The following is a 21663-nucleotide window of genomic DNA, read 5'->3' as shown; positions in this document are numbered from 1 at the left end:
CTGTCCGTATAGATGCACTTAGCATTTATTTGCGCGCAAACCTTTGATTTGGCAATAAGACGACTAAAGGTCAGAAAAAAGGAACGACGGTAGAGGCCAGGCGTCAGTACTTAGGCAACTCGCATCCACCTCGGCGGTAATTGTCGACAAGGCCTGATGCACAGGGCTTCGCAAACAAGGAGTTTAGTCTGATGAGCAGCAAAAAACCGTCTTCCAACAAGAGCCAGATGGCCGGCACCGACACCCTGGATCGTGGCAACACCAACGTCAAATTGCAAAGCCTTGAAACCTTTCGCGATGACGCCACGGACCAGGCATTAAGAACCAACCAGGGGGTGAAGATTGCTGATAATCAAAACACCCTCAAGGCCGGTTCCCGCGGTCCGTCGTTGCTCGAAGACTTCATCATGCGCGAGAAAATCACGCATTTTGACCACGAGCGGATTCCCGAGCGCATCGTGCACGCGCGAGGCACCGGGGCGCATGGCTATTTTCAGGCTTACAAGTCCCACAGCGCCCTGACCAAGGCGGGCTTTCTGCAGGATCCGGGCAAGCAAACCCCCGTGTTTGTGCGTTTCTCCACCGTGCAAGGCCCGAGGGGCTCCGGGGATACAGTGCGTGACGTTCGCGGTTTTGCGGTCAAGTTTTTCACCGACGAAGGCAACTTCGATCTGGTAGGCAACAATATGCCGGTCTTTTTCATACAAGACGCGGTCAAGTTTCCTGACTTTGTTCATGCCGTAAAACCTGAGCCGCACAATGAAATCCCTACCGGGGGCTCGGCTCATGACACCTTCTGGGACTTTGTCTCACTAGTGCCGGAATCTGCTCACATGGTTATTTGGGCCATGTCCGACCGGGCCATTCCGAAAAGCCTGAGAAGCATGCAAGGCTTCGGCGTGCATACCTTTCGCTTTATCAACGCTGAAGGCCAGGCGAACTTCGTCAAGTTCCACTGGCGGCCGAGCGCAGGTACTTGCTGGCTGGTGTGGGACGAAGCGCAAAAGCTCGCAGGCAAAGACACTGACTTCCATCGCCGTGATCTGTGGGACGCCATCGAAACGGGCGATTACCCGGAGTGGGAATTCGGGGTGCAGATCATCCCGGAGGAAGACGAACACAAGTTCGATTTTGACATTCTTGACCCCACCAAGCTGATTCCCGAAGAACTGATACCCATCACGCCCTTGGGCAAAATGGTGCTCAACCGCAACCCGGACAATTTTTTCGCAGAAACCGAGCAGGTTGCGTTCTGCCCGGGGCATATCGTGCCGGGGATCGATTTTTCCAACGATCCGTTGCTGCAAGGGCGCCTGTTTTCCTACACAGACACGCAGATCAGCCGTCTTGGCGGGCCGAACTTTCATGAAATCCCGATCAACCGTCCGGTCGCGCCGTTCCACAACAACCAGCGCGATGCCCAGCACCGCAGCACGATCCACAAGGGCCGTGCGGCTTACGAACCCAACTCCATTGACGGGGGCTGGCCAAAAGAAACGCCACCCGCCGCCAGGGACGGCGGTTTCGAGAGCTACCCGGAGCGTATCGATGCCAACAAAATCCGTCAGCGCAGCGAGTCGTTCAGCGATCATTTCTCCCAGGCGCGGCTGTTTTTCAACAGCATGAGCAAACACGAGCAAGAGCACATCATCGCCGCCTACAGTTTCGAGTTGGGCAAGGTGGAGCGCGAGCATATCCGGGCGCGCCAAGTGGACGAAATCCTGGCCAATATCGATTTAGGCCTGGCCGGGCGCGTAGCGCAGAACCTGGGGTTGCCTGCGCCCAAGGCCGGCACAGTGGCCGAGCGCAAGACCAGTATCGCCAAGTCCCCGGCCTTGAGTCAGGCCAATCTGTTGCCGGGCAATATCAAAACCCGCAAGGTCGCGATTCTGGCCGCCAACGGGGTGGATGGCAAAGCGATCGATGCCCTGAAACAGGCGCTGGCCGCCGAGGGTGCCCACGGCAAATTACTGGGGCCGACCTCGGCACCGGTCAAGACAGCTGAAGGCAATTTGCTCGCAGTGGATGCCTCGATGGAAGGCTTGCCTTCAGTGGCGTTCGACGCAGTGTATGTGCCGGGCGGCGCAGCGTCGATCAAGGCCTTGAGCGGCGACGGCGTGGCTTTGCACTACCTGCTGGAAGCCTACAAGCACCTCAAGGCCATCGCCTTGCACGGCGAAGCCGGACAGCTGCTGGACGTGCTGCATTTGCAGGCGGATGAAGGGCTGCTGGTGATCAAGGAGGCCAAGGACCTGAAGGGCTTCTTTGCGGCAATCGGGCAACATCGTGTATGGGCGCGTGAGGCCAGGGCCAAGGCAATACCGGCCTAGTCATCAATAAAAAACCCGTAGCAGCCGGTGGCTACTACGGGTTTTTTTGTGCCCGGGCGATTTACTCCGCCTTGGCAGGGATCAGCACCATTTGTGCAGGCACATGGCGAATGATTTGACGTTCCAGCTTGAGGTCAAACCCGGGATCGAGCTTCTTGACCCGCTTGCTGATCAGTGTGGCCAGCCAGGGGTAGTCCGCGGTACGCGGCACCTGCAGGCTGACAGCACACTGGTAATTGACGATATCTTGCGCGATCAAATCCAGTTGATGGCGAAGTTTTGCAATATCGGCGATGTTCAGTGCAACGGTAGTGCTTTCGGCCGCCGGGTCGATCACCTTGGCTGGCGGTCGGGCTTCGGCAGCCTTGAGCGCCGCTTCGGCCTTGTCCAGCTCGGCCTTGCGGGCCTGGGTGATGGCGCTGTTGACGCCACCGGTCAGCGCAGGCGCCTTGGGCATCAACGCACGGGCACGGCTCAGGGCAGTGGCTGCAGCGTTGACATCACCCTTTTGCAGAACGATCTGGCTGCGTTGCAGGTAGGCCTCGGCCAGTTGGCGCTGGTACTGCACCAATTGCGGATCATCCGGGGTTTGAGCCTGCAAGGCACTCAGTTGGTCTTCGGCGGTCGCGAGTTCGCTGCTGGCCAGGTTTTGCTCCAGCTGTGCGATGGCCGTAGCGCGAGCGTCGGCGGCAGTAGTGTCGGCCGACGGCGTGCTTTGGCAGGCGCCCAGCAGCAAGGAAAATGCGGCCAGGAGCAAGTAACGGGAGTTGAACAGCTTCATTCCTGCGGCTCTCTAAGTGCGCAAAAAACAAGCAAGTCTACACCCCTCGACGGGGCAGAACAAAACTCAGCAAAAACAGTGCAGCGGCACACACCACAATCGACGGCCCTGCCGGCGTGTCCTTGAACCATGACAGTGCCAGGCCACCACACACGGCCAGTATGCCCAGCGCGCTGGCACCCAGTGCCATTTGCTCCGGAGAGCGGGCATGGCGCTGGGCCGCCGCCGCCGGAATGATCAGCAAGGACGTGATCAGCAGCACGCCAACGATTTTCATCGCCACGGCAATCACCACCGCGATCAACAGCATCAAGGCCAAGCGTAACGCCGCCACGGGCAGGCCTTCAACCATCGCCAGCTCTTCATGCACGGTAATCGCCAGCAATGGCCGCCACAGGGCAACCAGCAAGGCCAATACTGCCGCGCTGCCGCCCAGGATCCACATCAGGTCGGTTGGGCTGATGGCCAGCAGGTCACCAAACAAATACGCCATCAGGTCGATCCGCACTTCATGCATGAAGCTTAGTACGACCAGCCCGAGGGACAAGGTGCTGGGGGCGAGAATTCCGAGCAAAGTGTCGGATGCCAGCGACTGGCGCTGCTGCAGCGTAACCAGCAACACAGCCAGCAACAGGCAGCCTACAGTGACGGCAATAGTCGGGCTCACATCCAGCAAAAAGCCCATCGCCACGCCCAGCAAAGCCGCGTGTGACAAGGTGTCGCCAAAGTAGGCCATGCGGCGCCACACCACAAAGGACCCCAGAGGGCCTGCAACGATTGCCAGAGCCAGACCTGCCAGCAGGGCGTAAAGCAGAAAATCAGCCATGCTTGCAGCCTTCTCCATGTACATGAGTGTGTGCAGCCGGGGTGTCTTCACTGACCACCGCGCCATGCAAGTCATGGGCATGGTCGTGATGGTGGTGATAAATCGCCAGGCTTTGTGCATTTTTGCCAAACAGCTCAACAAAGGCCGGGTCGCCGCTCACCTGCTCAGGGTGCCCGGAGCAGCAGACGTGGCGGTTGAGGCACACCACCTGGTCGGTGGTGCTCATCACCAGATGCAAGTCGTGGGACACCATCAGCACGCCACAGCCGTGGCGGTCGCGCAAACGGGTGATCAGGGCATACAGCTCCGACTGGCCGGCCACGTCCACGCCCTGTACCGGCTCGTCGAGCACCAGCAATTGAGGTTTGCGCAGCAGTGCGCGGGCCAGCAGCACGCGCTGCATTTCCCCGCCGGACACGCTTTGCACCGGGCTGTCGATGACCTTTTCGGCGCCCACCTCCTTGAGTGCGTCAAGGGCCTGGGCACGGTCCACGCCGGGCACCAGACGCAAAAAGCGCAGCACCGACAGCGGCAACGTCGGGTCGACGTGCAATTTTTGCGGCATATAGCCCACCCGCAGCTTGGGCTTGCGCCAGACACTGCCGCGGGTAGGCTTGAGCAGGCCGAGCACGGCCTTGACCAGCGTGGTCTTGCCGGCGCCATTGGGGCCGATCAGGGTCACGATCTGGCCCGGTTCAACGCTCAACTCAATATTGTCGAGGACGTTTTGCCCGTCATACGTCACCGTGACGTGTTGCAGGCGAATCAATGCTGCGCTCATCAGGCCTCCCGGCAACCCGAACACAAACCGACCACTTCGACGGTCTGGCCTTCGACAGTAAAGCCGACATCGCGGGCGCTCTGCACAATCGCGTCGCTGATAGCTTTTTGCTCAAGCTCGATGGCCGCATGACAGTTGCGGCAAATCAGGAACTGGCCCTGGTGCGGATGTTCAGGGTGGCTGCAGCCGACGAAGGCATTGAGCGACGAAATACGATGCACCAGGCCATTATCGAGCAGGAAGTCCAGTGCCCGATAAACGGTCGGTGGCGCGGCGCGGCGGCCGTCCTGCTCGCTCAGCACCGCCAAAATGTCGTAGGCGCCCAGCGGCTTGTGGCTCTGCCACACCAGCTCCAGCACCCGACGACGCAATGCGGTCAGGCGCAGGCCCTTTTGTGCGCACAAGGTATCGGCCTCGGTCAGCGCACTGTGGACACAATGAGAGTGGTCATGGGGACGGCTGGCAAGCGGTGTAATAGGCATGGGCGGCGACGATTATTGAGAGAGACGTTATTATGTTACCTGTTTCAGCCCACATGAGTGCTCATCGTGCCCCGTTTTTTGTCTCTTTTTCTTGCTCTAAGCGCCAGTTTGCTTGTGATCAGCCCGGCCCGGGCCGAGGTCAACGTGCTGACCAGCATCAAACCCCTGCAACTGATTGCTGCTGCCGTGCAGGACGGCGTGGGGCATCCGGAGGTGCTTTTGCCGCCCAATGCCTCGCCGCATAACTATGCACTGCGCCCATCCGACGTACGGCGTGTGCAGTCGGCGGACCTGTTGTACTGGATCGGCCCGGACATGGAAGGGTTTCTGCCACGGGTGATCAAGGGCCGGACCCTGCCATCGGTGACGGTCCAGACCCTGCCGGGCTTGAAACTGCGTCATTTCGCCGAAGATAGCCATTCGCACGAAGAAGATGCCGCCGAACATGACCACGATCATCGCCCCGGCACCCTGGATGCGCATTTGTGGCTGGCACCGGACAATGCCCGGGTGATTGCGGCAAAAATGGCCGCTGACCTGAGCGAAAAAGACCCTGCCAACGCAGGCAAATACCAGAGCAACCTCAAGGCTTTCAATGAGCGCCTGGATGCCCTGGATGCGCGCCTCAAGCAGCGTATGGCCGGGATTGCCGGCAAGCCGTTCTTCGTGTTCCACGAAGGCTACGACTATTTTGAAAGTGCTTACGGCCTCAAGCACACCGGAACCTTCAGTGTGGCTTCGGAAGTGCAGCCGGGCGCCCAGCATGTAGCGGCCATGCGCAAGCGTTTGCAGGAAGTGGGCAAGACCTGTGTATTCAGCGACCCGCCGCTGCGTCCGCGCCTGGCGGACACCCTGACTGCCGGGTTGCCGGTCAAGTTGGCGGAACTGGATGCCCTGGGCGGCTACACCCCGGCGACAGCACAGGGGTATGAGCAGTTGTTGGAAAAGCTGGGCAACGACCTGGCGGGTTGCCTGGAGAGTTTGTAAACCAGCTCCGCTGGCATTGCGCTGTACTGCATGCCAGAACTTCTGTGGGAGCGGGCTTGCTCGCGATTGGATCGACGCGGTTGTTCAGATACACCGCGTCGCTACCATCGCGAGCAAGCCCGCTCCCACCGTTGATTTCAGCGTTTGTTACAACGCGAACGGCAGCTGTACGGTTACCGTCTGGCGCAAAGCCAGGCGCTTTTCGAACTCGCCCGGATCGTGAATCAGCACGTCCTGACCGGCAAAGGTCTGGGCTGCGATCAGGCGCGACAACCAGAACCGCACGCAGGCAATGCGCAGCATGGTCGGCCACAACTCGGCTTCAGCGGCAGTGAACGGGCGCAACGCGGCATAGGCGCCCAGCAGCGCACGGGCGCGAGGCGCGTCGATCTGGCCGTCTTCGTCGGCACACCAGTCATTCAGGGCAATGGCCACGTCGTACAGCATCGGGCCCGAACAGGCGTTGTAAAAGTCGATCAGCCCGGTCAGGTGAGTGCCTTCGAACATCGCGTTATCACGAAACAGATCGCCGTGCAGGTTGGCCCGGGGCAACGCCAGAATCTGTGCCTTGCGCTCGGTAATTTCCTGCAATGCCTTTTGCAGCAATTGTGCCGAATCAGGCGACAAACCGGCCATCAGGGCTGGCCCTTCTGTCAGCATCCAGTCCAGGCCGCGGTCGGTCTTGCGCTCCAGCACCTTGTGGCGGGTGGCGGTGTGCAAGTGGCCGAGCAAGTCACCCACCTGGGCGCAATGCTGGGCGTTGGCTTCACGAATATGCTTGCCCGCCAGGCGCGGCTGCAGCAGCGCCGGCTTGCCCTTGAGCTCGCGCAGGGCCTGGCCGTCAACGGTGCGCAAGGCGAAAGGCACCGGCAGATCGGCGTCATGCAGCACATCCAGCAGCTCGATAAAGAACGGCATTTCCTTGACCGGGCCGCGTTCAACCAGGGTCAGGACAAACTCACCCTGCTCCAGGCTGATGAAGTAGTTGGTATTTTCGCTGCCCGCAGCAATCCCCTGGAAATCGAGCAAACGCCCGAGTTCATAAGGCGCAAGGAAGGTTTCCAACTCGCTGCGAGTCAGTGGGGTGAATACAGACATGATTTAAATTGCCAGTACGGGCGCCGCCCCAGGCGGCGCCAATTAAAGTTAAGACGCTACTTCCATTCGAAGATTTTCCACGAAGGAATCAGCATATCCGGCTGGTCGGAACGGATGTAATTGGCATCAGTACCATCAGCGCGTACCAGGAAGTACGGTTTGCCCCCTTTTGGGGTGACCTTGATGGCGTACAGGAAACCGTTTTGACGGTACTCCTGAATGGTTTTATCGCCTTCCGTGCGAATGGTTACATCTGGATCGGCGGTGACTGCTTCATCTGCTGCGAAGGTTACCAGCGGAGTGAGTGCAAACAAACCGGTCAGCAACAGGCGATTGAGTGTGCGCATGATAACCTTGTCCCTTTGTCGTCATTGGTCCGGACATTCTAGCGCCGGACTCGCCGAAAAGGTTGATCCTGCTCATGAGCCAAGCTCCCCTCGTCCTGGTGGACGGTTCTTCATATCTGTACCGCGCCTTTCACGCGCTGCCGCCGCTGACTACGTCCAAGGGGCTGCCGACCGGCGCCGTAAAGGGCGTGTTGAACATGCTCAAAAGCCTGCGCAAGCAGTACCCGGACAGCCCGTTCGCGGTAGTTTTCGACGCCAAGGGCGGGACATTTCGCGATGACATGTACGCCGAGTACAAGGCCAATCGCCCGAGCATGCCCGATGACATGCGCGTACAAATCGAGCCCTTGCACGCCAGCGTGATCGCGCTGGGCTTCCCTTTGCTGTGCGTTGAAGGGGTCGAGGCGGATGATGTGATCGGCACGCTGGCACGCAGCAGTGCGGCAGCAGACCGACCAGTGGTCATCTCCACCGGTGACAAGGACATGGCCCAACTGGTCGATGGCCACATCACCCTGGTCAACACCATGACCGGCAGCGTGATGGACGTCGAAGGCGTCAAAGAGAAATTCGGCGTTTCGCCCGAGCAGATCATCGACTACCTCGCGTTGATGGGCGATTCGTCCGACAACATTCCAGGCGTACCGGGCATTGGTCCGAAGACTGCGTCCGGCTTGCTGGTGGGTGTAGGCGGTGGTTTGGTCGATCTGTACGAAAAGCTCGATATCGTGCCGACCCTGCCCATCCGTGGCGCCAAAAACTTGCCTGCCAAACTCGAAGAACACCGGGAAATGGCGTTTTTGTCCTATCAATTGGCGACGATCAAGATCGATGTGCCGCTGGATATCGGCCTGGAAGACTTGCACCTCAAGGCGCCTGACTGCGAAAAACTGATCGAGCTGTACACCGAGCTGGAGTTCAAAAGCTGGATTGCCGAGGTCGAGCGCGAGGCCAAGCGTGCTGGCCAGGTGATCGTACACGAAGCCCCCGAGGCGCCTGCCGAGGCCGAGCAGCAATACGAAACCATCCTCGATCAGGCGCGGTTTGACGTATGGCTGAAAAAGCTCAATGACGCCAAGCTGATTGCCTTTGACACCGAAACCACCGGCCTGGACGCGCAGCAAGCGCAGTTGGTGGGTTTGTCGTTCGCGGTCAAACCCGGCGAAGCGGCCTACATCCCGTTGACCCACTCCTATATGGGCGTGCCGGAGCAACTGGACCGCGACACCGTTTTGCGTGCCCTCAAGCCGCTGCTGGAAGACCCGAGCAAAGCCAAGGTCGGACAACACGCCAAGTACGACATGAATATTCTGGCCAACTGCGCCATCGGTGGTGATCAAGCGTGCGGGATCATGGTGCAGGGCGTTGCCTACGACACCATGCTGGAGTCCTATGTGCTCGACTCCACGGGCAGCCGCCACGATATGGACAGCCTGGCGCTCAAGTACCTGGGCCACACCACCACCAGCTTCCAGGACATTGCCGGCAAGGGCGTCAAGCAACTGACCTTTGACCAGATTTCCCTGGAGCAGGCCGGGCCGTATGCGGCCGAAGATGCCGATGTGACCTTGCGCCTGCACCATGTGCTGCACGAAAAACTGGCAGCCATCCCCAGCCTCAACAGCGTGCTGACGGACATCGAGATGCCGCTGGTGCCTGTATTGGCGCGCATTGAACGCCAGGGCGCGCTGGTGGATGCCAACCTGCTGGGCATCCAGAGTGTTGAACTGGGTGACAAGCTGGTTGCGCTTGAGCGTGAGGCTTTTGCCATTGCCGGTGAAGAATTCAACCTGAGCTCACCCAAGCAACTGGGTGTGATCCTGTACGAAAAACTCGGTTTGCCGATTATCAGCAAAACGGCCAAGGGCCAGCCTTCGACGGCCGAAGCCGTGCTGGCGGAGTTGGCCGAGCAGGACTTCCCGCTGCCCAAGGTGCTGATGCAGTACCGCTCGATGAGCAAGCTGAAGAGCACTTATACCGATCGCCTGCCGGAGCAGATCAACCCTCGTACTGGGCGGATTCATACGTCCTACCATCAGGCGGTGACGGCTACCGGGCGTTTGTCCTCCAGTGACCCGAACTTGCAGAACATTCCGATCCGTACTGCAGAAGGTCGCCGAATTCGTCAGGCATTCGTAGCCCCAAAAGGCTACAAACTGCTGGCGGCCGACTACTCGCAAATCGAACTACGGATCATGGCCCACCTGGCCAAGGACGAAGGCTTGCTGCATGCCTTCCGCAACAACCTGGACGTGCACAGCGCCACGGCCGCCGAGGTCTTCGGGGTTGAGCTGGCGGACGTGACTACCGACCAGCGGCGCAGTGCCAAGGCGATCAACTTCGGCCTGATCTACGGCATGAGCGCCTTTGGCCTGGCCAAACAGATTGGCGTCGATCGCAAACAGTCACAGGCCTATATCGACCGTTATTTCGCACGTTACCCGGGCGTGCTGGACTACATGGAGCGCACGCGCACCCAGGCTGCCGAGCAAGGCTATGTCGAGACCATTTTCGGTCGTCGCTTGTACCTGCCGGAAATCAACGCGAAAAACCCGGCCCTGCGCAAAGGTGCAGAACGCACGGCGATCAACGCCCCGATGCAGGGCACGGCGGCCGATATCATCAAGAAAGCGATGGTGGCTGTGGATAACTGGCTCAGCGCATCAGGCCTCGATGCCCGTGTCATCCTGCAAGTACACGATGAATTGGTGCTGGAAGTGCGCGAAGACCTGGTGGACCAGGTGCGTGATGAAGTACGGGTACACATGAGCGAAGCGGCGAAGCTGGATGTGCCGCTAGTGGTTGAAGTAGGCGTGGGCAACAACTGGGATGAAGCGCACTAAAGCGGGGATGTGGGAGCGGGCTTGCTCGCGATGCAGGCGACGCGGCCTGTCTAAATGGCCGCGTTGATGCCATCGCGAGCAAGCCCGCTCCCACACTAAAAATTTATTGCTGCTTCAGAGACCGGGCTTATTCCAAAGAGTTTTTAGGCTCCCGGAACTAAATCTGCCAACACCACTCAGATTTATTGAATGGGTGGTGAAGCCCTTCAAAGCTCCTAATGTTGTGTTAAGTGTTGGCAGATATCTGAACCACGCCCTAGCGGTTCAGTACTTGAACCCCGGACCTCCTTCCCCCCATGCGAAGTCCGGGTTTTTTTTTGCCTGCGATGTGTTACTCGTCAGCCTCGACCAGCTCTTCGCCTTTGTTCGGCAGTTCCATCCAGCGCGCCAGCACGGTGTACGCCTCTTCCAGGCCCATGCGCTTGGGCGTGGAGAACAACTGGATGGTGACGGCATCGCCCCATTGCTTGCGAATATCCGACTGGATTTTAAGCAATGTATTTTTTGCAGCGCCGTACGTCAGTTTGTCGGCTTTGGTCAGCAAAATATGCATCGGCATGCCGCTGGACACGGTCCAGTCCAGCATCAAAAGGTCGAAATCGGTCATTGGATGACGGATATCCATCATCAAGATCACGCCTTTAAGGCTTTCACGGCTGCCGAAATACGCCTCAAGGTGACGCTGCCAGTGCAATTTCAGCGGGATCGGCACCTTGGCATAACCGTAACCCGGCAGGTCGACCAGACGACGTTCTTCGTCCAGTTTGAAGAAGTTCAGCAGTTGGGTACGGCCCGGAGTTTTCGACGTGCGCGCCAGGCTGGCGTGGGTCAAAGTGTTGAGGGCACTGGACTTGCCGGCGTTGGAGCGCCCGGCAAACGCGACTTCGTAGCCTTCGTCATCGGGGCATTGATCGACTTTGGCAGCGCTGAGCATGAAGGTGGCCTGTTGGCACAGACCGAGAATGGGGTTCTTGAGTTGCATGGGATTTCCGATGTGAGCGGCGTCAGGAATGGACGCGGCGAGCGTGTCGTTTCCGTTTCAGTGACGCCAGTATATAATGCCGCAGATTTTGTGTGCGCTTTGTCCCAGCGTAGGATGAAGAACACGGGAGCGAAAAACCCAGGTTGCGCATTAGAACGCAGCAGGCTCCCAACCCTGAAAAGGTCGTTTTATGACTGCTGGTGCCGGTGTCTTGATGCCACGTTACAGCATTCAGGCTACACAGGATCCGGAAGCCGTGTACAACCGCGTTTGTATTGTCTGCCATGCAGGTCAGCTTATCGGCCAAGGTTAGAGCAAGGTATGGAGGCGCTGGTGCAACACGTGACCCAGGGTTTCAAGGCGATGCCGCCGCGTGGTTTGTGCATGGACTGCAGTGTCGAGGATCACCGAACTGTCCTACAGTGGATAAGCGAGTGAGCCCGGCCCAGAACTCTTTAACCCTTAGCCGTAGTTGGATTAGCTGATGAACAAATTACTCGTGAGTCTGCTGTTGACCTTGGGCGTCAGCGGTATTGCCCAGGCTGCAGGCGCCGTTGTGGTAGGTGATGCTGCTGCAGGTCAGGCAAAAACCGCTGTATGTGGCGCTTGTCACGGTCCGGACGGCAATAGCATGGCCCCAAACTTCCCCAAGCTGGCCGGGCAAGGTGATCGTTACCTGCTCAAGCAGTTGCATGAAATCAAGGACGGCAAGCGTCAGGTGCTGGAAATGACCGGCCTGCTGGCGAACCTGAACGATCAGGACCTTGCCGACATCGCTGCCTACTACTCCAGCCAGAAAGGCTCGGTCGGCGCTGCTGACCCGGCACTGGTTGCCCAGGGTGAAGCCCTGTTCCGTGGTGGCAACCTTGAGAAAGGCATGCCTGCGTGCATCGGCTGCCACTCGCCAGACGGCCAGGGCCTTGCCGCTGCCGGCTTCCCGCACCTGGGCGGCCAACATGCCAGCTATATCGAGAAACAGCTGACAGACTTCCGCGAAGGCGATCGTACCAACGATGGCGACTCGATGATCATGCGCGGCATCGCGGCCAAAATGAGCAACAAGGACATCAAAGCGCTGGCCAGCTATATTCAAGGCCTGCACTAAGGTCAGCACGGTCGGCGGGGCCGGGTCTTGAAACCCGTGGCCACGTTAACGATCGTTTAATCCTTGAATGTGAACCTCAAAGGGCAGCTTCGGCTGCCCTTTTGCATAGCGTCTACAGTTACACTATCGAACTCAAGCCAGCATGGACCTGTCTGAATACAGGTCACGTTGATATGACCTTATCTGTCCAGGAGTAAAGCATGCGTAATCTGATTCTCAGCGCCGCTCTCGTCAGTGCCAGCCTGTTTGGCATGACCGCTCAAGCTGCCGAGCCGCTTGAAGCGGGCAAACAATATGTAGAGCTGAGCAGCGCCGTTCCGGTTGCCGTGCCTGGCAAGATCGAAGTCGTCGAACTGTTCTGGTATGGCTGCCCGCATTGCTTCGCCTTCGAGCCAACCATCAACCCGTGGGCAGAAAAACTGCCGGCCGACGTGAGCTTCGTACGTATCCCTGCCATGTTTGGCGGGATCTGGAATGTTCATGGCCAATTGTTCATCACCCTTGAAGCAATGGGCGTTGAAAACAAGGTTCACAAAGCCGTGTTCCAGGCCATCCACGACGGCAAGAAGCTGGCTACCCCAGAGGAAATGGCTGATTTCCTGGCCGGTGAAGGCATCGACAAAGACAAGTTCCTGAGCACTTACAACTCGTTCGCCGTCAAAGGCAAGGTTGAAGACGCCAAGAAAAAGGCCCAGGCCTATCAAATCTCCGGTGTACCGACGATGGTCGTCAACGGCAAATACCGCTTCGACCTGGGCACTGCCGGTGGCCCTGAAGGCGCTTTGAGCGTGGCTGACCAGCTGATCGCCAAAGAGCGTGCAGCGGGCGCAAAAAACTAAGCGGCGCCCTCGCCCATGCTCCGCTGGAAAGGCGAGCGAACCGTTGGTCTGCATGAGCCGCAGATCAACGAAGATCATCTGGCGTCCTGCGGGATGCCGGATGATCGGCGTTTACGACTGCTCAGTTTCAATATCCAGGTGGGTAACAGCACCCAGGGTTACCGGCATTACCTGACCCGCAGCTGGCAGCATGTACTGCCTCACAAAGGCCGGGCCGGTAACCTGGAGCGCATTGGCGACTTGCTCGGCGACTTTGACCTGGTTGCCCTGCAAGAAGCCGATGGTGGTAGTCATCGTTCCGGCTACATCAATCAGGTCAAGTATCTTGCCCAGCAGGGCGAATTTCCCTACTGGTATCAACAACTCAATCGCAATCTCGGCCGTCTGGCCCAGCACAGCAATGGCTTGCTCAGCCGACTGCGCCCTGCCGTGATTGAGGATCATCCCTTGCCCGGGCCTGCGGGTCGCGGTGCGATTCTGGTACGTTTTGGCGAAGGCCCTGACGCACTGGTGGTGGTAATCATGCATCTGGCGCTGGGGACAAAAACCCGTACTCGCCAGTTGGCCTACATTCGCGAGTTGATTGGTGGCTATCAGCATCAGGTGCTGATGGGCGACATGAACACCCACGCCAACGACCTGCTGCAGACCTCGCCACTGCGTGACCTCGGGTTGCTGGCCCCGCAAATGGAGGCCACCTTCCCCAGTTGGCGTCCGCAACGTTGCCTTGATCATATTTTGCTCAGCCCAAGCCTGACCCTCGAACGCGTGCAGGTACTGGACCAGCCAATCTCGGACCATCTGCCGGTGGCTGTGGATATCCGCCTGCCAGGTTCTGTCGGCGTCGACTCACAGCTAGCGTTACGTGCGCCTGACAACGAGCCGCAGGCATGACAGACGAGGCCGCGCGCTGGAAAGAGAAATACCTTAAAAGCGTTGAGCTGCAAGACAAGCTTGAGCGCCGCTGGAATGCCCGCCTCGACTTGCTGCGCCGTGGCCTTGTGCGCAGCACCCTGGCCGCTGAGGGTAGCGATCGCACGGTCGACCAGTGCATGAAAGAGATGCGCGAAGTGGTGCGCACCAATGAGATGGACGCCGCCCTTGCCGCCCTGCTGCCGCGCCTTGAAAAAGCCGTGCTCGACTCTGAGCAACGGCGTGAAACCCGGGTTGAGCAAGTCAGCGTGGCACTCAATACCTTGGTCGCGCAGTTGCAGGCCCTGCCCTTGCCCCGCGAGGTCAGCAAGCCGCTCAAAGCCTATGCCAAGCAGCTCGACAACCGGGTGTCCCATGCCCGGGAAATACCGCTGCTGCTCGATGAGCTAAGCCATTTACAGGGACAGGCGCTGGCACCACAACTCAAGGAAGCCGAGCCGTCCAAACCGGGTTTGTTGCAGCGCCTGTTCGGCACCCAGGACAGCGACCCCCCACCCACAGAAACCGCACCGCAGCCGCAACCCGCGGCGGAAAAACCCGTAGCTGCAGCGGTTGTGGTCAAACCGGCCGTGATCATCGCGCCGGCTGAGCCTGTGATCGCCGAAGTCGCGCCGCAGCCCTCGCCGCAGCCCCCGCCTGCCTTGCACGATGCTCAGGCGCCAGCGCTGGTCGCACCAGAAGTGGTAGCCATCAACGTGCCTGATGAGCAGGCATCCAGTGGTGCGCTAGAGTCCGTGGTAGCGCTGGTCGAGGCAGAGAATGACCAGGCCCGGCTCCCTGAAAGTCCCGAGCCTGAACCGGGGCCTGAGCCCGAGCCCGAGCCTGAGCCCGCCGAGATGGATGCCGTCTACGCCCTGCCCGAGGCCCCCGAGCCCACCTACAGCAGCGTTGCGGAGCATATTGAATCCACCCTGCTCGGCCTGCTGAACGACCTGTCGTTGCCCGAACATCATCGGCCCCAGGCCGAGGCCATGCGCAAACGTCTGGAAAAGGGGTTGAACTGGTACGAGCTGCTGCCGATACTCGACGATCTTGCGGTTTTGATGCTGGCCATTACCGACAGCGGCCAGCATGAGTTCGGGGCTTATCTCAAACAGCTCAATGAACGTCTTGAGGCCTTCCAGAACAATCTTCAGGCCGCCAGCGAAGGCCATGCCGAAGGTCGCAGCGCCGCCGACGACCTGCACAGCCAACTGCGCGAACACGTCGACGGCCTGCAAAACAGCGTGCAAGACGCCGTCGACCTCAACAGCCTCAAGCACCTGCTGGAAAACCGCCTCGAAGGGCTGCTGGGTGCGATGGATCAACACCAGCAGCAGCGCAATGCCCGCGAACAGGAGGTTTCAGCCCACCTGCAAGGGCTGGCCGAGCGCATTGCGCAGATGGAACAGCAGGCCCAGGACTATCGCGAGCACCTTGAAGAACAGCGCCAGAAAGCCCTGATCGACCCCCTGACCGGCCTGCCAAACCGGGCGGCCTGGGGCGAACGTCTGCAGCATGAAGTCGAACAGTGGCAAAACCACGGCAAACCGCTGCTGATTGCCATGCTCGACCTTGATCACTTCAAGCGTATCAATGATGGTTATGGGCATCTGGCGGGCGACAAGGTGCTCAAGATCATTGCCGCGCAGTTACGCAAGCACCTGCGCCCGGTCGATTTTATTGCCCGTTTTGGTGGCGAAGAATTTGTCCTGCTGATGCCCGACACACCGCTGGCGGCGGGTGTGCAGGGGGTCGAGAGACTGCGGGCGGCGATTGAAGCCTGCCCGTTCCACTTCAAGGGCGAACCGGTGACCATCACCCTGTCCATAGGGGTGTCGGCGTTCAGGCCGGGGGATCGCAGTGATCAGGTACTCAAGCGCGCGGATGAAGCGCTGTACCAGGCCAAGCACCGTGGGCGCAATTGCGTGGAGACAGCGCCGCTGTAACGACGACATAATTCGTCCGTCCCGCTGCACAACAAGGCCCGTAAGGTATGCTTGCTGATTAACTGTTCAGTCGTGTTGTGCCTGCCCATGAAATTTTCCGCCCTGATCGTGTCCCTTGCCCTGCTGGCCGGTTGCAGCAACGGCCTGCGCATGGATACCAACCATCCTTCGGTCAACCACGACAGCCGCGTGCAGTTTGTGGTGTTGCACTACACGTCGACCTCGCTGGAGCGCTCCCTGGAGCTGTTGACCCACGGCCCGGTCAGCAGCCATTACCTGGTGGGCGATACCCCGCCGACCATTTATAAACTGGTGGATGAGAACCAGCGCGCCTGGCACGCCGGTGAAAGCCAGTGGAAGGGCCGCACCTGGCTCAATTCCAGCTCCATCGGCATTGAAATCGTCAACAAGGGCTTTCGCGATACGCCAGAAGGCCGAGTCTGGTACCCCTACACTGAAGGCCAGATCCAGTCCGTTATTGCATTGCTCAAGGACATTTCCACACGCTACAAGATCGACCCGCGCAATATCATTGGCCACAGCGATATCGCCCCCTTGCGCAAGCTTGACCCCGGCCCGTTGTTTCCCTGGAAGCGCCTGGCCGATGCCGGCTTTGGCATCTGGCCAAACGCCCAGGCCGTTGCCCGCGAGCAAGCGCTGTACGCCAGCAACTTGCCAAGCATTACCTGGTTCCAGCAGCAACTGGCGCTACTGGGCTACGAGACCCCGCAAACCGGCGAGCTGGATGTAGCCACTCGCCATGTTCTGGCCGCCTTCCAGATGCATTTCAGGCCATCGCGGTTCGATGGCACCCCCGATGCTGAAAGTGCGGCCATTTTGAAAGTGCTGAACACGCAAAAGCACTGACGGGCTAGAGCAACGGCAAGGCCATGTAAAATTGCGTGCCTTGCCCGGGGCGTGAATACACCCCGATACGCCCACCATGCAGTTGCACAATCTCCTTGCACAGCGCCAGTCCAAGGCCGGCGCCGCCCTTTTTGCGCCCCACTTGTACAAAGGGTTCAAAAATCCGCCCCTGCTGGCTATAGGCAATGCCCTCGCCATTGTCCTCGATGCTGATGATCACCCGCTCGCCATGACGCCGGGCCTGCAGGCGGATTTGCCCGCCGCTGGCGGTGTGGCGCAAGGCATTGTCCAGCAGGTTGTCCAGCACCCGCTCCAGCTGCACCTGATCGGCCCGCAGCTCGGGTAGCGGCTGCTGCAGTTCCACCAGCAGCTCGATATTTTTCGCCGCCGCACGCTCTGCGAAGCGGGTGCGGGCGTCTTCAAGCATGTGCTCGACGCTGCAAGGGGCCAGCGTCAGTTTTTGCATGCCGTTTTGATAGCGGGAGAAATTCAGCAGGTCATTGATCAACTGCATCAGACGCTGCATTTCTTCGTTGACGGTGTTGAGCAGGTCGGTTTCCCGCGACTGCGGGTCAAAGCGCGAACGCTCCAGAAACAGCCCGAACGCCATATGCATGCCGGTGACAGGGGTGCGCAATTCATGGGAAGCGCGCAGCACGAATTCGCTGCGTACCCGCTCAAAGGCGCGCTGCTCGGTAACGTCATGCAACACCATCACGGCGCCGAGGATCGGCCCCTTGGGCTGGCTGACGGGGGTCAGGCTGTAGGTCAGCAGGCGGGTTTCACCCTCGATATCGACGCTCAGATCCTCCGGCAGGCGCTCAAGGCTGCCGCCGCGCAAGACCGTCTGCAGCTGCTGGTCGAGTTCGGGCCGGTGCATCACATCCCCCAGCGACTGGCCCAGGCGGCTCTCGTCCCAGCCCAGCTGGCGCTGCGCGACAGGGTTCAAGTGCTCAAGGCGGCCCTGCTGGTCGATCATCAATAGCCCGTCATCGATGCTGTCGAGCACGGCCTGCAGCCGTTGCTGGCCCGCCAGCAGCTCGTCGATATTGGTGGCCTGATGCTGACGCAAAGCCTCGGCCATAATGCCAAAGCGCCGCGTCAGCAGGTTCATCTCCGTGGCCGAAGAGAGCGGCAACACCACCTCGAAGTTACCCTTGCCTATATTGTCGGCGGCTTTGGCCAAGGCTTCGATCGGCGCGCCAAAACGCCTGGCAATACCGTGGGCAGTAATAAAGCCGATGATCAACACGGCAAGACCGACCAGGCCGAGCAAAGCGGCAATGACCAGGGCGCGATCCCGGGCTGCAGCCTGGGCGGCATAGATGGTATCGAGCGCGCGGCGGTGCTCGGTAATCAGGCCGTTGCGCAGCTGATTGAATCGGCTGGTCAGCTCCTTGTCATTGCTCAGGTTCAGTTGCGCGTCGTGGGCCTTGTTGAAGGCCAGCAAAAAGCTGCTGTAATCCTCCCGGGCCTGGGCAAAACCGCTGTGCAGATCGTTTTTGCGCTCATGCTCAATGCCCTCGTCGAGCAGCTTCAGATACTGCTGGGCCGATGCCTGCAGCGCCTGGGGGTCTGGCTGGTTGTGCAACATCATGACCAATTGGTCGCCCAGGGACTGGCGCAGCTTAAGGCCAAGGTCGAGGGTAATGAAGTTGTTGCGAATCAGCGCTTCCTGGGTTTTGGCCATTTGCATCACGCTGACGACGCCAAGCAGCAAGCCGAGCAGCGCCACCGTAATCAGCGCCGAAATGCTCAGGAACAAACGGGTACGCAGCTTGATCGCAAGTTTCATCGGCTACTCACAGGTTGTACTGCTTGCGTTTGCGGTACAGCGTCGAAGCATCGATGCCCAGGGTCTTGGCTGCCTGGTCCAGGGTTTCGCTGGTGGCCAGAACGGCGCCGATATGGGCTTTTTCCAGTTGATCCAGGCTCAGTGCCGCACCAATGCGCGGGGCGTTGGGCGTGGCTTGCTCGGCCATCCCCAGATGGCTGACCTCGACCACTTCCTGGGGGCAGATGATACTCGCTCGCTCGACCACGTTACGCAGTTCGCGAATATTGCCCGGCCAACGGTAATTGGCCAGCGCGCGGCGGGCTTCTTCGCTGAAACCACGGGCAGGGCGAGCATATTCCTTGACGAAACGGGCCAGGAACCGGTCGGCCAGGGTCAGGATATCTTCACTGCGCTCGCGCAGCGGCGGCAGATGCAGGGTGATCACGTTGAGGCGGTAGAGCAGGTCTTCACGGAAGCGGCCATCGCGCACCATGTCCTCGAGGTTGAGGTTGGTGGCGGCCAGAATCCGTACATCGGCGCGGCGGGTGACGGGGTCGCCGACGCGTTCGTATTCCTTGTCCTGGATAAAACGCAGCAGTTTTGGCTGCAGGGCCAGCGGGAAATCGCCGATTTCATCGAGGAACAAGGTACCGCCGTCGGCCTGGTTGACCCGGCCCAAGGTGCTTTCACTGGCGCCGGTAAAGGCGCCACGGGTGTGGCCGAACAACTCGCTTTCCATCAGCTCGGCCGTCAATGACGGGCAGTTGATCGTCACGCAGGACTTTTTCGCCCGCTTGCTCCAGCCGTGTATGGCCCGGGCCAGTTCGCCTTTACCGGTACCCGACTCGCCCAAAATCAGGATATTGGCATCGGTGCCGGCAACCTGGCGGGCGGTTTCCAGCACCGCCATCATGGCCGGGCTATGGGAGTCGAGGCCTTCCTTGGGTTTGCGCACCTCACCTTCAAGGGCTTCAAGGCGGGCGGACAACTGGCGCACTTCCAGTTGCTTGGCGGTGGCCAGGCGCAGCTGGTCGGGGCTGCACGGCTTGACCAGATAATCTGCTGCACCGGCCTGAATCGCATCCACGGCGGTATCCACGGCCGAGTGGGCGGTGACGATCACCACCCGCATCCACGGCGCCTGAATGCGCATCTGGGCCAGCACATCCAGGCCGTTGTCTTCACCCAGGCGCAGATCAAGGAAGCACAGGTCGAACACCTGGCGTTGCAACAACGCGTCGGCCTGCGCTGCGCTGTTGGCGGTGGCGACGGTGTAACCCTCGTCTTCGAGGCAATAGCGGAATGTACGCAGGATGGCGGACTCATCGTCGACCAGCAGAATGCGGCCCTGTTGCTCTTTGGCTGACTCCATTTCCTACGTTCCTTTATATGTGGTCTTGGTTAGTGTCGGAATAATCGGGCAAGTTGCATGATTTTTCGGATTGATTCCGAGGCTAGCACCGAAGACTCCGGGCTGCATTGAGTAACTGGCTGATTTTGCAGCTGTTTAGGCTGGAAATCAGGTCTTGATCAATCGTGGGAATTTACCCTCGTAGCAGCTGACTCGCGGAGCGAGGCTGCGTTCGGCGGCGTAGCCGTCGTAAATCCTGAGTCAACGGTTCTCCTGGTACACCATAGAGCTCCGGTTCTACGACGGCTACGCCGCCGAACGCAGCCTCGTTCCTTCGGCAGCTGCTACGGGGTGGACGTGGCTGCGTGATCGTGCAGAACGCACGACAGCCTTGCAGGGCATCGTGCAGGATGCGTGCAAAATCTGTTTTCATATATTTATAAGTTATTGATTTATAAGGATTTTATTCGACTAAAGAAAGTGGCACGACCCCTGCAATTACCCTTGTACAGAGCGTCGCAACACGCGGCACAACCTCACATTGACCACCGGGTGGCAGGAGTTTGAACATGAATCGTCAAGAATTCTCCAACATGCGTGTTACGTCATTGCATCTGCAACAGGGCCTGTTTGCCAGCCTGGCGTTGTCGGTGACCTTGATCGGTGGTCAGCAGTGGGCACGCTGGGAGACTGCAGCGCAGCCCGTTGCCACGGTGGTGCATGCCGCTGCCCCGCAACAGCATTTCCAGGCATTGGGCGCGGTCATTGAAGGCACTGGCCATTACGCACTGGCCGCTTCCGACGACACCCAGATAGCCAACACCCAGCCCCTGCCGGAACGCTGGGTGTTTTAAGTGTTCACAGCCTTGAAGCCCTGATGGGCGTCAAGCACCACCCTGTTTCACACTGTAATAAGGAGAATCACCATGTTGAGTTGGGCCATTACCTTCCTGATTATCGCCATCATCGCTGCAGTCCTGGGCTTCGGTGGTATTGCGGGCACCGCTACCGGTATCGCCAAGATTCTCTTTGTCGTGTTCCTGGTGATGTTTGTGGTGTCGTTTATCTTCGGTCGTCGCGGTCGAGGCTAGCCATGTTCGCCCCCTCCTTTAAGGCAGCGGTTGCTACCCCTTTATCGGGTGGCGACCGCGGGGCATGAAACCGGTTACATCGCGTGTTGCGGCCAAGGTTTTACCTTGGTTTTTTTACGCCTGAAGAAAATCACCCGGCATGCGTAATGCCTTATCAGGGTTCATTTTTTTAAAAACAAATGTGGCCTGAACGGTGCTTCGGAGCGTCGACCGTATATCGACTTGTAGAAAAATAGCCGGGACTTATATCTGATTTGTGTTGTCGGATATTTCTTGGATATAGGCGGCTTTATGCCACCCCCTACCTGACCAAAA

At 59.3% G+C, this 21663-nt stretch carries 19 protein-coding genes and 1 pseudogene; 11 read left to right on the top strand and 9 right to left on the bottom strand.

Features of this window, described 5'->3' with window-relative positions; translation table 11 throughout:
• Window positions 1-140 precede the first annotated feature (140 nt).
• Window positions 141-2330 (top strand): catalase HPII, encoded by a 2190-nt coding sequence (katE, locus tag BFC21_RS19220; protein ID WP_269768139.1) that lies wholly within the window; start codon window positions 141-143, stop codon window positions 2328-2330.
• Between the two features lie 61 nt (window positions 2331-2391).
• On the opposite strand, the gene BFC21_RS19215 is transcribed toward katE, so the two are convergent.
• From BFC21_RS19215 to BFC21_RS19200, 4 genes are read right to left on the bottom strand one after another with little or no spacing between them, the layout of a single operon-like run.
• On the bottom strand, window positions 2392-3111 hold the full coding sequence (locus tag BFC21_RS19215) for a PA5502 family lipoprotein (protein ID WP_088378653.1): 720 nt from the start codon (window positions 3109-3111) through the stop codon (window positions 2392-2394).
• Window positions 3112-3148: 37 nt separating this feature from the next.
• Complete coding sequence (znuB, locus tag BFC21_RS19210; protein WP_016782745.1) at window positions 3149-3937, bottom strand: zinc ABC transporter permease subunit ZnuB; 789 nt, start codon at window positions 3935-3937, stop codon at window positions 3149-3151.
• Window positions 3930-4718 carry a zinc ABC transporter ATP-binding protein ZnuC gene (znuC, locus tag BFC21_RS19205; RefSeq protein WP_088378652.1) on the bottom strand — a complete coding sequence of 263 codons (789 nt, stop codon included), beginning with the start codon at window positions 4716-4718 and terminating at the stop codon, window positions 3930-3932. Before znuC ends, znuB begins: the two co-directional genes overlap by 8 nt.
• A complete protein-coding gene (locus BFC21_RS19200; RefSeq protein WP_016782747.1) occupies window positions 4718-5200 on the bottom strand; it encodes a Fur family transcriptional regulator in 483 nt (160 codons plus the stop codon). The genes znuC and BFC21_RS19200 overlap by 1 nt, the downstream gene beginning before the upstream one ends.
• 57 nt (window positions 5201-5257) lie before the next feature.
• On the opposite strand from BFC21_RS19200, the gene BFC21_RS19195 reads away from it, so the two are divergent.
• Window positions 5258-6187 (top strand): zinc ABC transporter substrate-binding protein, encoded by a 930-nt coding sequence (locus BFC21_RS19195; RefSeq protein ID WP_371914920.1) that lies wholly within the window; start codon window positions 5258-5260, stop codon window positions 6185-6187.
• 147 nt (window positions 6188-6334) lie between these two features.
• Here BFC21_RS19195 and BFC21_RS19190 read toward each other — a convergent pair whose 3' ends face one another.
• Together BFC21_RS19190 and BFC21_RS19185 are read right to left on the bottom strand one after the other, a co-directional pair.
• Window positions 6335-7285: a homoserine kinase gene (locus BFC21_RS19190; RefSeq protein WP_088378650.1), complete on the bottom strand. Its 951-nt coding sequence runs from the start codon at window positions 7283-7285 to the stop codon at window positions 6335-6337.
• Between the two features lie 56 nt (window positions 7286-7341).
• Window positions 7342-7632, bottom strand: a complete 291-nt coding sequence (locus BFC21_RS19185) for a DUF2782 domain-containing protein (RefSeq protein ID WP_016782750.1) — start codon at window positions 7630-7632, stop codon at window positions 7342-7344.
• Between the two features lie 74 nt (window positions 7633-7706).
• Between BFC21_RS19185 and polA the strand changes: the two genes are divergently transcribed.
• Entirely contained in the window at window positions 7707-10475 is a 2769-nt protein-coding gene (gene polA, locus BFC21_RS19180) for a DNA polymerase I (protein ID WP_088378649.1), read from the top strand.
• 331 nt (window positions 10476-10806) lie between these two features.
• Here the strand turns inward: polA and yihA are convergent, their stop codons facing one another.
• Window positions 10807-11457 carry a ribosome biogenesis GTP-binding protein YihA/YsxC gene (gene yihA, locus BFC21_RS19175; protein ID WP_016782752.1) on the bottom strand — a complete coding sequence of 217 codons (651 nt, stop codon included), beginning with the start codon at window positions 11455-11457 and terminating at the stop codon, window positions 10807-10809.
• 190 nt (window positions 11458-11647) lie between these two features.
• Between yihA and BFC21_RS19170 the strand changes: the two are divergent.
• The 6 genes and pseudogenes from BFC21_RS19170 to BFC21_RS19145 all read left to right on the top strand — a co-directional run bounded on the left by BFC21_RS19170 (window position 11648) and on the right by BFC21_RS19145 (window position 17129).
• Window positions 11648-11895: pseudogene (locus BFC21_RS19170) on the top strand (cytochrome c5 family protein).
• Between the two features lie 46 nt (window positions 11896-11941).
• Window positions 11942-12562, top strand: a complete 621-nt coding sequence (locus BFC21_RS19165) for a cytochrome c (protein ID WP_016782753.1) — start codon at window positions 11942-11944, stop codon at window positions 12560-12562.
• 200 nt (window positions 12563-12762) lie between these two features.
• Window positions 12763-13401 carry a thiol:disulfide interchange protein DsbA/DsbL gene (locus tag BFC21_RS19160; RefSeq protein WP_016782754.1) on the top strand — a complete coding sequence of 213 codons (639 nt, stop codon included), beginning with the start codon at window positions 12763-12765 and terminating at the stop codon, window positions 13399-13401.
• A gap of 15 nt (window positions 13402-13416) precedes the next feature.
• Window positions 13417-14295 (top strand): endonuclease/exonuclease/phosphatase family protein, encoded by an 879-nt coding sequence (locus BFC21_RS19155; RefSeq protein ID WP_088378648.1) that lies wholly within the window; start codon window positions 13417-13419, stop codon window positions 14293-14295.
• Window positions 14292-16262 (top strand): GGDEF domain-containing protein, encoded by a 1971-nt coding sequence (locus BFC21_RS19150; RefSeq protein WP_120266434.1) that lies wholly within the window; start codon window positions 14292-14294, stop codon window positions 16260-16262. The genes BFC21_RS19155 and BFC21_RS19150 overlap by 4 nt, the downstream gene beginning before the upstream one ends.
• 87 nt (window positions 16263-16349) lie before the next feature.
• Entirely contained in the window at window positions 16350-17129 is a 780-nt protein-coding gene (locus tag BFC21_RS19145) for an N-acetylmuramoyl-L-alanine amidase (protein WP_088378646.1), read from the top strand.
• A 4-nt stretch (window positions 17130-17133) separates the two neighbouring features.
• On the opposite strand, the gene BFC21_RS19140 is transcribed toward BFC21_RS19145, so the two are convergent.
• Window positions 17134-18924: an ATP-binding protein gene (locus BFC21_RS19140; RefSeq protein ID WP_088378645.1), complete on the bottom strand. Its 1791-nt coding sequence runs from the start codon at window positions 18922-18924 to the stop codon at window positions 17134-17136.
• Window positions 18925-18931: 7 nt separating this feature from the next.
• Complete coding sequence (algB, locus tag BFC21_RS19135; protein WP_016782759.1) at window positions 18932-20278, bottom strand: sigma-54-dependent response regulator transcription factor AlgB; 1347 nt, start codon at window positions 20276-20278, stop codon at window positions 18932-18934.
• A 548-nt stretch (window positions 20279-20826) separates the two neighbouring features.
• Here algB and BFC21_RS19130 point away from each other — a divergent pair.
• Both BFC21_RS19130 and BFC21_RS19125 read left to right on the top strand, forming a co-directional pair.
• Window positions 20827-21111 (top strand): hypothetical protein, encoded by a 285-nt coding sequence (locus tag BFC21_RS19130; RefSeq protein WP_016782760.1) that lies wholly within the window; start codon window positions 20827-20829, stop codon window positions 21109-21111.
• A gap of 72 nt (window positions 21112-21183) precedes the next feature.
• Window positions 21184-21348, top strand: a complete 165-nt coding sequence (locus BFC21_RS19125; protein WP_019828122.1) for a DUF1328 domain-containing protein — start codon at window positions 21184-21186, stop codon at window positions 21346-21348.
• Window positions 21349-21663: the final 315 nt, after the last annotated feature.

Source organism: Pseudomonas sp. TMW 2.1634, from assembly GCF_001703595.1.
GTDB lineage: Bacteria > Pseudomonadota > Gammaproteobacteria > Pseudomonadales > Pseudomonadaceae > Aquipseudomonas > Aquipseudomonas fragi.
The sequence above is the reverse complement of the archived record's forward strand: the minus strand, read 5'-3'. Positions and strand labels throughout refer to the sequence as shown.